The organism is Caulobacter sp. FG7, assembly GCF_057808875.1.
In genome coordinates, this window is record NZ_JBMDIW010000015.1 from 1 (window position 1) to 12,713 (window position 12,713).

15 protein-coding genes and 1 pseudogene are annotated in these 12,713 nt (G+C 68.0%); 8 read left to right on the forward strand and 8 right to left on the reverse strand.

From position 1 onward, the window contains the following. The 3 genes and pseudogenes from ACODR1_RS13650 to ACODR1_RS13660 all read left to right on the forward strand — a co-directional run. Positions 1-253, forward strand: a pseudogene (locus ACODR1_RS13650) (hypothetical protein); the annotation flags it as partial. Positions 254-747: 494 nt separating this feature from the next. Further along, positions 748-1,170 carry an Hsp20 family protein gene (locus ACODR1_RS13655; RefSeq protein WP_488880929.1) on the forward strand — a complete coding sequence of 141 codons (423 nt, stop codon included), beginning with the start codon at positions 748-750 and terminating at the stop codon, positions 1,168-1,170. Positions 1,171-1,249: 79 nt separating this feature from the next. Next, entirely contained in the window at positions 1,250-1,516 is a 267-nt protein-coding gene (locus ACODR1_RS13660) for a DUF1150 family protein (protein WP_488880930.1), read from the forward strand. A gap of 87 nt (positions 1,517-1,603) precedes the next feature. On the opposite strand, the gene ACODR1_RS13665 is transcribed toward ACODR1_RS13660, so the two are convergent. Continuing rightward, positions 1,604-2,395: a SapC family protein gene (locus tag ACODR1_RS13665; protein WP_101718684.1), complete on the reverse strand. Its 792-nt coding sequence runs from the start codon at positions 2,393-2,395 to the stop codon at positions 1,604-1,606. Between the two features lie 171 nt (positions 2,396-2,566). Beyond that, on the reverse strand, positions 2,567-4,603 hold the full coding sequence (locus ACODR1_RS13670; RefSeq protein ID WP_488881042.1) for a TonB-dependent receptor: 2,037 nt from the start codon (positions 4,601-4,603) through the stop codon (positions 2,567-2,569). Between the two features lie 149 nt (positions 4,604-4,752). Here ACODR1_RS13670 and ACODR1_RS13675 point away from each other — a divergent pair, with 149 nt between their 5' ends. From ACODR1_RS13675 to ACODR1_RS13685, 3 genes are all read left to right on the forward strand, one after another. Beyond that, complete coding sequence (locus ACODR1_RS13675) at positions 4,753-5,565, forward strand: acid phosphatase (RefSeq protein ID WP_488880931.1); 813 nt, start codon at positions 4,753-4,755, stop codon at positions 5,563-5,565. A 94-nt stretch (positions 5,566-5,659) separates the two neighbouring features. Then, positions 5,660-6,103: a hypothetical protein gene (locus ACODR1_RS13680; RefSeq protein ID WP_488880932.1), complete on the forward strand. Its 444-nt coding sequence runs from the start codon at positions 5,660-5,662 to the stop codon at positions 6,101-6,103. A 13-nt stretch (positions 6,104-6,116) separates the two neighbouring features. Further along, complete coding sequence (locus tag ACODR1_RS13685; RefSeq protein WP_488880933.1) at positions 6,117-6,503, forward strand: hypothetical protein; 387 nt, start codon at positions 6,117-6,119, stop codon at positions 6,501-6,503. 40 nt (positions 6,504-6,543) lie between these two features. On the opposite strand, the gene ACODR1_RS13690 is transcribed toward ACODR1_RS13685, so the two are convergent. The 6 genes from ACODR1_RS13690 to ACODR1_RS13715 form a co-directional block, all read right to left on the reverse strand. Then, on the reverse strand, positions 6,544-6,702 hold the full coding sequence (locus ACODR1_RS13690) for a hypothetical protein (RefSeq protein WP_488880934.1): 159 nt from the start codon (positions 6,700-6,702) through the stop codon (positions 6,544-6,546). Beyond that, a complete protein-coding gene (locus tag ACODR1_RS13695; RefSeq protein WP_488880935.1) occupies positions 6,681-6,809 on the reverse strand; it encodes a hypothetical protein in 129 nt (42 codons plus the stop codon). Before ACODR1_RS13695 ends, ACODR1_RS13690 begins: the two co-directional genes overlap by 22 nt. 76 nt (positions 6,810-6,885) lie before the next feature. Next, entirely contained in the window at positions 6,886-7,344 is a 459-nt protein-coding gene (locus ACODR1_RS13700) for a DUF6624 domain-containing protein (RefSeq protein ID WP_488880936.1), read from the reverse strand. A 134-nt stretch (positions 7,345-7,478) separates the two neighbouring features. Beyond that, positions 7,479-8,705, reverse strand: coding sequence for an argininosuccinate synthase (locus tag ACODR1_RS13705; protein WP_488880937.1), 1,227 nt, complete (start codon positions 8,703-8,705; stop codon positions 7,479-7,481). Positions 8,706-8,797: 92 nt separating this feature from the next. After that, a complete protein-coding gene (locus ACODR1_RS13710; RefSeq protein ID WP_488880938.1) occupies positions 8,798-9,160 on the reverse strand; it encodes a hypothetical protein in 363 nt (120 codons plus the stop codon). A gap of 14 nt (positions 9,161-9,174) precedes the next feature. Further along, the gene (locus ACODR1_RS13715; protein WP_488880939.1) at positions 9,175-11,169 is read right to left on the reverse strand and encodes a potassium transporter Kup; all 1,995 of its coding nucleotides are present in this window, start codon (positions 11,167-11,169) and stop codon (positions 9,175-9,177) included. A 175-nt stretch (positions 11,170-11,344) separates the two neighbouring features. Between ACODR1_RS13715 and ACODR1_RS13720 the strand changes: the two genes are divergently transcribed. Continuing rightward, positions 11,345-11,794: an Rrf2 family transcriptional regulator gene (locus ACODR1_RS13720; RefSeq protein ID WP_101720319.1), complete on the forward strand. Its 450-nt coding sequence runs from the start codon at positions 11,345-11,347 to the stop codon at positions 11,792-11,794. Positions 11,795-11,980: 186 nt separating this feature from the next. Next, on the forward strand, positions 11,981-12,589 hold the full coding sequence (locus ACODR1_RS13725) for a flavodoxin family protein (protein ID WP_488880940.1): 609 nt from the start codon (positions 11,981-11,983) through the stop codon (positions 12,587-12,589). The last annotated feature ends 124 nt before the right edge of the window (positions 12,590-12,713 follow it).

Here is a 12,713-nt window from a genome sequence, read left to right on the forward strand (position 1 = left end):
CACCGAGGAGCGGCCCCACCGTTTAGCGCCCGGTGTCGGCGGAGGCGGCTATTTAGCTAACCTCGAATTCCGTGTCAAATCGTTTTTTTCAAAACTTTTCGACCCGATGCCAAACCAGGAAAGTTCCCAGTCCAGCGAGCCGGTAGCTTCTAAAGAAACCACCAAACCCTGTCAAGCAATTCTTTCTAAGAAAGCTCTGCTCGACTTCTTCATCAGCACTTCCGAATTCTTGCGAACTCTTCGATCCCGATGAACGAGGCGGCGCTTCTATTGAAACAACCAATCCTCGTCAACCAACTCTTTTCAGAAACTTCCGAAGAACCGAAGCCCTCCAAAAGCAACAAAAGCGCTCCCTCCCGAAGGCCATAGGCCGTCGGCAATCCAGCTGCCCGAGTCGATTGAGGCCGCGGAACTTAGCGATGAGATCCATACGAAGCAAGGGCCTTTCGGCCCCGGTTCCGAGCGTCTTCGTCAGCGCCGTTCCGAGGAGGAGCGCATATAGGCCTGTGACCGGATGATGACAAGCATCAACCCGCACGCATCCACAGGTCTTGGCACAGGTCTTGGCGCAGGCCTGGCGTTTTCCACCCCGCGACGGACCGTCGCGCCGGCTTCGCCCCGCCAATCTGCGCCTTGAACCCCGCCAGGCGCGTCGCCACTTCATATGGGACGATCGCGAACCCGGGGCGCCGCTGCAGGGCCCCGGACCTTCGCGAACGAAGTCGCTTTGATGCGTAAGGACTTCGCATGACCCGGACGATCCTGTTCGACAGCCCCTTCCTATTGGGCTTCGAACACACCCGAGACCTGATCGAGCGCGCCGCCAAGGCCGCCGGCGAGAGCTATCCGCCATATAATGTCGAACAGACCGACGAGGGGGTGCGCATCACCCTGGCCGTGGCCGGCTTCTCGCCCGACCAGTTGCAGGTCACCGTCGAGGGCGGCCAGCTGGTGGTCGCCGGACGCCGCGAGGGCGAGGCCCGCACCGAAGCCGAGCGCGCCTATCTGCACCGGGGAATCGCCGCCCGGGGATTCGTCCGCACCTTCGTGCTCGCCGAGGGCATGGAGGTCTCGGCCGCCACCCTCGAGCACGGCCTTCTTCACGTCGACGTCGCCCGCCCGCCGCCCGAGCGCCAGGTCAGGCGCATCCCCATCCGCTCGCAGGGCTGAGCCCTTGCGCAACACTTACGCTCCCACCGCCTGAACCGCAGGGACTTCGGAGCGTTCCCCTATCGAAGGAGGTGGTCACATGACGCCCAATTCGCACACGCCGTTCTTCTCGACCGAGGCCTTCGCCGCGCTGGGCGCGCCGGACCTGGTCTATGTGCGCCCGATCAAGGCGGCCGAGATCCTCGCCGACGCCCCCGAGGGCGTGGAGGACTTCGACCTGGCGCCCGACCAGACGCTTTATGCGGTATGCCGGGCCGACGGCGCCCGCCTGGCGGTGCTGACCGACCGCGACTCAGCGATGGCCGCCGCCCTCGCCCACGAACTGGCGCCGGTGTCGGTGCACTGACGCGCCGCTCATAAGAAGACGCGCCAAATGAAAAGGGCGGCGGATCCTGCGATCCGCCGCCCTCTTTCTTTGTCCCTACGCCGGACCTCAGTTGAGGTTGGCGGCCGGGGCCTGAGCCTGGCGGAACATGGTGATGGCGATCAGGCGATCCCAACCGACCAGCGACACCAGGTGGGCGTAGATCTGGGCCAGGGCGCCCGAGGTCTGCAGCTCCTTCAGCTTCTCGATCGGCAGAGCGTTCAGCTTCTCTTCCGAGACGCCGTAATACTCGGCCACGACCTGCGGCTCGCCCGGCTGGCCGTCGGGGCCGGCCGGCGTGAAGGTGGCGGTCTTCAGTTCGAAGAGGTCGTTGTCCTTCAGCAGTTGCACGAACGAGTCGGTGCGGCGGCGCTCGACTTCGAAGTCGTCGCAGAACTTGATGCAGTTCTGGGTGTATTCGGTCGGCTCGCCCTTGGCGTCGAACAGCGGGGTCTCGCCGGCTTCCGACAGCAGGCTCGAGGCGCGGTCGATGCAGACGATCATGCGGCCCTGGGTCTCGTCATTGGCCAGCACGAACGGATAGCGACGGACATAGGCCGGGATGTAGACGCCGACTTCGGTCGAGCCGTCGGCGTGGATGAACAGGTTCTCGCCCTGGTTCAGACCCATGACGGCCAGCGGGGTGCGCTCTTCGCCGGCGAAGATGATCGGGTAGGACAGGCCGGCCGGACCGAACTCGGTCACGGTCAGCGGCACGGCAGTGCCGGCGGCGGCGAAGGCGTAGGGCTTGTCCTGGTGGACCAGCGCCAGCTTGCCGTGCAGGTCGCGGTTCAGCGGCTCGGGCGTGGAGTAGAAGAGGACGTTGCCGGTGATGCCGCCGGCGGACTGGGTCGTTTCCATAAGAAGCTCTACAGAAGGGCTAAAGAAGAACGGACGCTCTATCGCTCTAGGCGGCCTTTAGGTGGTCAGCGCTTCTAGCCGATCTACGATATCCCGGCAATCGACACGTCCGGGCGGGGAAACGCCGCCGCGGCTCTCGCGTCTGGAGCGAGGGCCGCGGGGCGGTTCGGCCTAGAATTTCCAGGCGATCCCGGTGCGGATCGACCGACCCGGCGAGGGCGCGATGTCCTTCAGGAACGAGGCGTGCTCGCGCACCTCCTCGTTGGTCAGGTTGCGGCCGTCGACGAACCAGCGCAGCGGCTTGTCCTCGAACGGCTTGACCGTCACCCGCAGGTTCACGGTGGTGTAGGCGTCGGTCGGCAGCTCGAAGTCGGCCACCCGGTCCTGCTCGGCCACGTGACGGACTTCCAGCTCGGCCTCGACATTGGAGGCGGTCCAGATCGCGCGGCCGGTCAGCGACCACGGCGGCACGCGGGCGGGCACGCCGATATCGGTCTCGCCGCGCACATAGTCGGCAACGCCTTCGAGGCGGACCGACTGGTCCTTGCCGCGCCAGGCGTCGTAGCCGACCTCAAGCTCGGCGCCGTGGAACTTGGCGCCGGTCTGGAAGTATTGGAACACCGGCAGGCTGTCCTCGACCTCGCCGGTCGGGGCCTCCTCGATGAAGTTGTCGTACCAGGCGCCCCACAGGTGGCCCTCGACGCGCAGGCGCGGGCCGGTCCAGCGATAGGTGGCCTCCAGCGAGGTGACGGTCTCGGAATCGAGGCTGTCGTCGCCCTTCTCGTAACCGCCGGTGCCGGGGTGCGGACCGTCGGCGAACAGTTCGAACTCGGTCGGGGCCCGGCCGTTGCGCGACAGGGTCAGGGCGACGAACTGGTGCTCGGCCGGCTTGTAGAACACGCCCAGCGAGGCCGAGACGTTGTCGAAGTCGCGCTTCTGGGTCGCCGTCTCCAGCGAGCGGGTGTCGAAGCGCAGGCCGGCGTCCACGCCCCAGTCGCCGCGATCGAAGCGCTGCAGGGTGAAGAGGCCGTACTCCTTGATGTCGACGCTGGGCACGAAGGCCTCGTCGCCGATCGCCTCGAAGCTGCGGGTCAGGGCCTGGAAGCCGATGGCGCCCTGGTGGCCGTCATGCTCGCGATGCACCAGCTCGACGCGGCCCTCGGTGCCGTCCGACAGGAAGCGGGTGCCGACCTCGCCGTCCTCGACGCTGACCTCGGCGTGCTGGTAGTCGGCGTGGCCGATCGAGACGCGCACCTTCTCGAACCACGGGGTGCCGAGCTCCTGCTCGCCGCGCAGGTCGTAGCGGGTCTGCTGCAGATGGATCGAGACCGGGCCCTCGGCGTCCGGGTCGATGGGGCTGAGGATCTGGGCGTAGGGCACGCCGTATGTGGTGTCGGTGCGCTTGACCGACAGGCCCACGAAGCCGCGGTCGTGCACGTAGGAGACGCCGGCGCCGTAGGCGTCCATCTCGACGTCGGTGTTGCGCACGGTCTTGTCGGGATCGACGGTCAGGCCGTCGCGGGCGGCCAGGCGCGAGGACACCGGAGCCACCGGCACGTCGTAGTCGTCGCTTTCGCGGTGCACGGCGTCGACCGCGAACACCAGCGGGCCGGCGTTGAACTTGGCCGCGCCGCTGACGCCCCAGCCGCTGTCGACGCTGGACATCGAACCGGCTACCCGGCCTTCGACGGGCGCGCTGGCCCGGGTGGAGGGCACGCGGTCGTCGATCATGTTGACCACGCCGCCGATGCCCGAGCCGCCATAGGCCAGGGTCGAGGGGCCACGCAGCACCTCGATGCGCGAGGCCTCGGCCGGGTCGGAGGCCACCGCGTGGTCGGGCGACAGGGCCGAGGCGTCGACCTGGCCGACGCCGTTCTGCAGCACCATCACCCGCGGGCCCGACAGGCCGCGGATCACCGGACGCGAGGCGCCGGGACCGTAGAAGGTGGAGCGCAGGCCCGGCAGGCCGTTGAGCACGTCGCCCAGGCCGGCGGGCGGGGCCACGTCCAGCTTGTCGCGGGTGACGACGTTGACGCTGCTGGTCACGGTGTCGAGCGACACGGCGTAGGGGGCGGCGGTGACAACGACCTGCGAGACCGCGTCAGGATCGGTTTCGGCGGCGGGGGCGGCCGTATCGGCGGCCCAGGCGGGCGCGGCGGCGGCGAGAACGAGGAGGCTGGCGGCGGCGAGCGCCTGGCGACGGACCATGGAACGCGTCATGGACGGAAAATCCTAGCTTGCCGGGGGAGCGGCGAAGATTGCGTTATGAAATAACATATCCGCTCGTCAATCCGCTTTCGCTTGACGCGGCCAAGTCGTCTAGCTCTGTGTCCGGACGACCTCACTTCGGGCTTTTCATGATGCGTTTTTCGTCGCTCGCCCTCGTCGGCGCCCCCATTTCCGCCGCATTGCTTCTGGCCGCCTGCGCGCCCATTTCGGGCCAGACTCCAGCCGGGACCTACGCCCAGGCCGGCGGCTCGACGACCTGGACCAAGCCGCCCAAAGGCTACCTGACCCTGGCCGAGCCGTTCGACGCGCCGGGCATCGTCGGCCCGCCGCCGGCGCCGAACTCGCCGCGCGGCAAGGCCGACCGCGCCGCCTATGACGACACCCGCAAGCTGGCCGGCACGCCGGCCTGGGACAAGGCGATCGCCGATGCCGACCTGTCGGGGGCCAATGGCTTCAAGAGCTTCTCCTGCGCGGCCAAGGTGACGATCAGCCCGGAGAAGACCCCCGCCCTGGCCAACCTGCTGCTGCGGATGACCGACGACGCCGGCACGATCTATCGCCCGGCCAAGCAGGCCTTTTCTCGCCCCCGTCCGCCGGTGGGCAACGACAAGCCGATCTGCGTGCCGCGCGAGAAGTGGATCGAGACCGAAGGCTCCTATCCCTCCGGCCACGCCCTGATCGGCTGGTCGTGGGGCCTCGTCCTGGCCGAACTGGTCCCCGACCGCGCCGCCCAGCTTGCCGCCCGCGGCCGCGCGTTCGGCGACAGCCGGGTGATCTGCGGCGTGCACTTCCCCAGCGACCTGGAGGCCGGCCGCCTGCTGGGCGGGGTGATGGTCTCGCGCCTGCACGCCGACCCGGCCTTCGCCGCCGACCTTGAAAAGGCCAAGGCCGAGATCGCCGCCTCCAAGGCCGACGGCCCGCCGGCCGGCTGCGAGGGCTGACGCTCGCCACAAAGGCGCGTTACGCCGAATCTCAACTTAGCGCTTGAGCCCCTCCCGGAGCGGCGCCACCCTGGCGGCCTTCGGGAGGGGACAAATGCTGGAGACCATGGGACGGCCGCTGATCGGCCTCGTCTGCGCCCTGTCCCTGGGCGGCTGCGCGGTGTTCGCCCCGCCCTACGACCCCACCCTCGATAGCAAGATCACCACCGCCTACGAGGGCGTGGCCAAGCTGGCGGCCGAGGCCGAGATGGGCCTCTACGTCGACAAGGCCACCTATCCCGGCAAGATCGAGACCTACGCCGACATCCAGGCCGCCCTGGCCGTGGCCGCAGTGCGCGCCGCCACCCAGCCCTACGCCGCCAAGCCCGCCCAGAAGGCCATCGACGCCGAGGTGTCGCTGATCAAGGGCTGCAGCGCCCAGGTCCAGGGCCTGGCCCAGTTGCACCAGCTGGCCGGGATCGTCCCCAACACCGGCGCGACCACCGCCATGATGGTCAGCTGCGACCAGGCGGCCAAGGCCGTCACCGCCATGAAGTGAGGCCAGGCGCCCGATGAGCATCGACTTCTCCACCCTGCAGGTCGACGACGTCGACAGCCTGGTCTCCGTGCTGGAGCAGCAGCTGGGCGACACCGCCACCGACTGGTGGAACGCCAACAAGACCGTGGTGCCCGGCTATCTGCGCAGCCTGGCCGAGGCGACGATCCAGACCCGCACGGCCCTGGCCAACCACCAGATCACGCCGCAGGCGGCCGATATGATCCTCCACAACCAGGAACTGGCCTTCAACCAGACCATCCAGTTCACGAAGTTCATGACCCTGGCGCTGGGCCAGACCCTGCTCAACACCGTGTTCCAGGTGGTCGGCTGGGTGATCTACAACAAGACCGGCGTGAACATCGCGCCCAACCTGGTGCAGCCGACGACGCCGGCGGCATAAAGTGTCTCCCCCCACCGTCATCCCGGAAAGCGCGCAGCGCTCATCCGGGACCCAGGGGGACTGGGCTGAACGCCTTACGCCAGCGCCTTTGACGCGGCCGGCCCGATGCGGCGGCCCCTGGGTCCCGGCTCTCCGCTACGCTTCGGCCGGGATGACGGGCTAAATGTACGCTTCCCCCTACCCCTTCGGCGGGTCGCATCGGCCGTACATGTTGTCCAGGCCCTTGAGATACTCGGGCATAGCCTGCAGCCCGAGCGCGGCGCGCCGCTTCTCCAGGCCGGCGGGATCCTCGACATTGTCCGGCATGGCGTGGCGCCCCTCGACGCAGCGCGCCCGCTGGGTGGCGTAGCGTTGGGGCCGCCCCTCCTGCTCGGCGATGCGGTCATAGAGGTTGGGATAGCCGCTGGGCGCGCGCCCCTGCGACCAGCGGCTCCATCTTGGCCAGGGCCTCCTTCTGGAAGGCCAGGTCCGGCGAGTGATTGACGATGTGGAAGGCGCCGTCGGCGGCGCGCTGCCCCACCTCTTCGGGCGTGAACCAGCCGCGTCCGGCCAGCAGAACCTTCAGCCGCTCGGTATGCTTGCGGTCGATCGGCTCGTAGTGCTCAGCCCAGATCTCGTCGAGCGCCTGGCGATCCTCGGGCGAGGCGGTCTTGCGCGCCTTCAGGAAGGTCACCCGCGTGGCCTGGTCGACCGCGCCCATGCCGCCCAGCTCCTGGATCAGCGCCTCCCTGGCGACCAGGGCCTCTGCATCGGCCCGGGCCTGGGCCACGACCGTCGCCCCCTGCGCCAGGGCCGGCGTCGCCGCCAGCATCACCACCGCCAACAGGCCTGTCCGGATCATCACCGCCCTCCACCCATGCCGTAAAGGTGGCAAGGCCTCACGGCGCAATCATGGCGACAAGCGCCGCCGGCGGGCAAAGAAAAAGCCCCGCCGTTTCCGGCGGGGCTCGTTCCTGATCGACGCTGCGATGCGCCTCAGCCGCGCTGGTCGCGCTTGGCCAGCACGCGCAGTCGCAGGGCATTCAGCTTGATGAAGCCGCCGGCGTCGCGGTGATCGTAGGCGACCTTGCCCTCTTCGAAGGTGACCAGGTCCTGATCGTACAGCGAGTAGGGGCTCTCGCGGCCGATGACCGTGACGTTGCCCTTGTAGAGCTTCACGCGGACGCGGCCCGAGACCTTGGCCTGGCTGTAGTCGATGGCGGCCTGCAGCATCTCGCGCTCGGGCGAGAACCAGAAGCCGTTGTAGACGAGCGAAGCGTACTTCGGCATCAGCTCGTCCTTCAGGTGCATGGCGCCGCGGTCGAGGGTGATGCTCTCGATCCCGCGGTGGGCGGCCAGCAGGATGGTGCCGCCCGGGGTCTCGTAGACGCCGCGCGACTTCATGCCGACGAAGCGGTTTTCCACCAGGTCCAGTCGGCCGACGCCATTGTCGCGGCCCAGCTCGTTGAGCTTGGTCAGCAGGGTGGCCGGGCTCATCGCCACGCCGTCGATGGCGACGGGATCGCCCTTCTCGAAGTCGATCGTGATCACCGTCGGGGCGTCCGGCGCGTCCTCAGGCGAAATAGTGCGCATGTGGACGAACTCGGGGGCCTCGACCGCCGGGTCTTCCAGGACCTTACCTTCCGACGAGGAGTGCAGCAGGTTGGCGTCGACGCTGAACGGCGCTTCGCCGCGCTTGTCCTTGGCGATCTGGATCTGGTGCTTTTCGGCGAACTCCAGCAGCGCTTCGCGCGACTTGAAGTCCCACTCGCGCCAGGGGGCGATCACGTGGATGTCGGGCTCGAGGCCGTAATAGCCGAGCTCGAAGCGGACCTGGTCGTTGCCCTTGCCGGTGGCGCCGTGGCTGACGGCGTCGGCGCCGACCTGGCGGGCGATCTCGATCTGGCGCTTGGCGATCAGCGGGCGGGCGATCGAGGTGCCGAGCAGGTATTGGCCTTCGTAGACCGTGTTGGCGCGGAACATCGGGAACACGAAGTCGCGCACGAACTCCTCGCGCACATCCTCAATGAAGATGTTCTCGGGCTTTACGCCGGCGGCAAGGGCCTTGGCGCGCGCGGGCTCGATCTCTTCGCCCTGGCCGAGGTCGGCGGTGAAGGTCACGACCTCGGCGCCGTACTCGGTCTGCAGCCACTTGAGGATGATCGAGGTGTCGAGACCGCCCGAATAGGCGAGCACGACCTTCTTGACGGGCTTCTGGGCCATGTCGGGGGTCCTTGTCGAAGGCGAAAACACAAAGTCGCGGGGCGTTTAGCGCGCTTTTGCGACGAGGGAAACAACGGGGTCGGCAAGCGGCCTCAGAGCCGGATCTTGCCCTCTTCGGCCAGCTGGTTCAGCGCCCGCCGCACCTGGGTCAGGTGGATGACCGCGAAGATCGCCGCCAGGGTGGCGCGCAGGCCCAGCATGATGATCGACAGCGACAGGTCGTCGGCCTGGCGGCTCTCGACCAGCAGGTAGAGGCTGATGGCGAAGGCGCCGGTCGGCAGCAGCACCAGGGCAGGCCCCCGCGGCAGGCGCAGCAGGGTGTCGCCCTTCGGCGACCAGGCCACCGGGGTCGGTTCGCCCTTGGGGATCTTGCCCCAGGCCATGCGCGAGGCCCCGGCCATGATCGACAGGGCCAGGATCCAGAGCACGTCGCCGATGACGCCGAGAATATCCATCTACGCAGTCAGCCTTACACGGTTACTTGGGCGCCGAGCTCGACGACGCGGCCGGGCGGGATCTTGAAGAAGTCGGTCGGGTTGGCCGCGTTCTTCATCAGGAAGATGTAGAGCCGGTCCTGCCACAGCGGCATGCCCGAATTGGCCGACGGCACGATCGAACGGCGGCCGAGGAAGAAGCTGGTGGCCATGATGTCGAACTTCAGCCCCTGCTGCTTGCGCAGCAAGGCCAGCGCCTTGGGCACGTTCGGGCTTTCCATGAAGCCGTAGTAGATCTCGACCTTCTTGAAGTCGTCGTTGACCTTGAAGGTCTTGATCCGGTCCTCCTCGGGCACGCGCGGCGTCTCGGCCGTGCGCACGGTCAGCACCACGTTGCGCTCGTGCAGCACCTTGTTGTGCTTGAGGTTGTGCATCAGGGCGACCGGGGTCATGTCCGGGTCGGAGGTCAGGAAGATCGCCGTGCCGGGGGCGCGGTGCGGCGCGCGGGCCCTCAGAATCTCCATCAGGTCGGCCAGGGGCACCGAGTCACGGCGGGTCTTCTCGCTGAGGATCTGGCTGCCGCGCACCCAGGTGGCCATGATCGTGAACAGCGCGGCCCCGATCAGCACGGGCAGCCAGCCGCCGGTGAAGAAACGCAGGGCGTTGGCGCTGAGGAACACCAGGTCCAGCGTCATGAACGGGATCAGGAAGGCCAGAGCCGCCGGCCACTGCCACTTCCACAGCTGACGCATCACGATGAAGGCCATGGTCGTGGTCACCACCATCGTGCCGGTCACCGCCAGGCCATAGGCGTGGGCCATGGCCGACGAGGTCTTGAAGGTGAACATCACCGCCAGCACGCCCAGCAGCAGCATGGTGTTGAGCTGCGGCACGAAGATCTGGCCCGACTGGGTTTCCGAGGTGCGGCGCACGTCCATGCGCGGCAGAAGGCCCAGCTGGATCGCCTGCTGGGTCAGCGAGAAGGCGCCGGTGATCACCGCCTGGCTGGCGATGACCGTGGCGGCGCCCGCCAGGATCACCAGCGGCAGGCGCAGCACGTCGGGCGCCATCTCGAAGAACCAGTTCAGTTCGGGGAACGGTACGCCGGCCCGCTCAGCCTCGATCAGCGTGTTCAGCGCCAGGGCGCCCTGGCCCAGATAGTTCAGAGCAAGACAGGGCAGCACGAAGAACAGCCAGGCGGCCTGGATCGGCCAGCGGCCGAAGTGGCCCATGTCGGCGGTCAGGGCCTCGGCGCCGGTCACGGTCAGGAACACCGCGCCCAGCACGATGAAGCCGGCCATGCCGTGGTGCTGCAGGAAGTGGACCGCATAGTAGGGGTTGATCGAACGGAACACGCCGGGATGGGCCAGCAGGTTGTAGACGCCCAGGACGGCCATCACCGTGAACCACACGGCGCAGACCGGACCGAACAGCTGCCCGACCTTGGCCGTGCCCCGGCTCTGGATGAAGAACAGGCCCAGCAGCATGACCGTGGCGATCATCAGCACCATCTCGGTGGTGATGCTGTGCTCAAGCGCGGGAATGGTCCGTAGGCCCTCGACAGCCGACAGCACCGACATGGCCGGGGTAATCACCGCGTCGCCGTAGAACAGCGCCGCCCCGATCACGCCCAGGCCGAACACCACCGCGGTGCGTCGCCCCATGGCGCGCTGAGCCAGGGCCATCAGCGACAGAACGCCGCCCTCGCCCTTGTTGTCGGCGCGCATGATGAACAGCACGTACTTGATCGTCACGACCAGGATCAGCGCCCACAGGGCCAGCGACACCACGCCCAGGATCTCGGCGCGGGTCACCCCGTCGGCCGCCGACGCATGCAGCGCCTCCTTGAAGGCGTAGAGGGGGCTGGTGCCGATATCGCCGAACACGACGCCGACGGAGCCCAGCGCAAGCGCGAACGTGCCATGGCCCTTGGGACCGTGACCATTGGCGGAGCCCGCTTGCTGGGGAATGTCGCACGCCGCGACGGAGGCGTTCTCAGTGTTCGAAACGCCGGAGGCTTCGGAAGCCATTCAATCCCTCCGGGACCGCGCCCTCGAAAATCTCGCGCGAAGCCCCATATCGATCAAGCGGCGCGCGATACACCCAATCCGATCCGGGTTCAATCGTGACCTTAAGGCCGCGAGCCTGATGGTTTTTGTTTCAACGCACGCGTTCCCCCCTTACGTTCCGGACTTACAGAAGATCATGTCCGACAGTCAGAAGTTCCCCGTCGCCGCTCACGCCCTGGCCTATCTGGCGCACAAGGAGGCTTTCAGCCCCGACCGCGCCGTGGCCAGCGCCGAACTCGCGGCCTCCGTCCCCACCAATCCGGTGGTGGTGCGGCGCGTCACCGCCATGCTCGGCAAGGCGGGGCTGATCGGCGCGCGCGCCGGCGCCAACGGCGGCGCCTGGCTGCTGAAGCCGGCCCAGGACATCACCCTCGACACCGTGCTGCGGGCCGTTCACGGCTGCGCCAATCTCGGCACCGCCCCGCCCGGGGTGAAGGGCTGCCCGGTCGGGGCCCGCATCCCCGACGCCGTCCGCGCGGCCCTGATCGCCGCCGACGCCGCCGCCGCCGAGCGCCTGTCGCGCATCTCCGTGGCCGACCTGCTGGCCGACCCGGCCGAGCGCGAGGCCGTGCTGAAGAGCGCCTGAGGCTTTTCGGACCGACGTTCCAGAGCGAACCGACCCTCGCCCGAGCGCACCTGAAAGCCTCCCGCAGAAAAACTGCACCCGAAATTGTTGCTGATCCCCTGGCGCCGGCGATGGACGCCATTACGTAATCGCTACCGATACAGTTCCTGTTCGGGCAACATCATTCTCCTTGAGGGGACCACCGCCATGACCACCAAGGTCGCCATCGTCTATCACTCGGGCTACGGCCACACCGCCGTCCTCGCCGACAAGGTCGCGCAAGGCGTCCGCGACGCCGGCCAGACCCCGGTCCTGCTGCAGATCGAAAGCGCCGCCCAGGACTTCAAGCCGATCCTCGACGCCATCACCGAGGCCGACGCCGTCGTGTTCGGCGCGCCGACCTACATGGGCGACGTCTCGGGCGTGTTCAAAGTCTTCGCCGACGCCAGCTCGGCCGTGTTCTTCACGGGCGGCTGGAAAGACAAGCTGGCCGCGGGCTTCACCAACTCGCACAGCTTCGCCGGCGACAAGGGCCACGCCCTGGCCAGCCTGACGATCCTGGCCGCCCAGCACGGCATGAACTGGATCAACCTCGGCATCGCCCCGCCGGCCGTCACCGCCGCCGAGCGCGGCCCGGAGACGATCAACCGCGTGGGCTCGTTCGTCGGCGTCGCCGCCCAGTCGGACAACGCCTCGCCCGAGATCACCCCGCCGGCCGGCGACCGCGAGACCGCCCGCCTGCTGGGCGTGCGCGTGGCCGAGGCTGCCGTCCGCTGGACCCGCGGCGCCCAACCGGCGCTCAGCGACGCGGCCTAAGAACCAGGCTATCGGGCGCGCCCTACCCCTCCCCCGAGGGCGCGCCTTCGCGGAGGAACGACCGACCCCGCCCTCCCCCAGGTCGTTCCTCCGCCCCGCTTGAACCGGATCGGCGGGCGTGCTC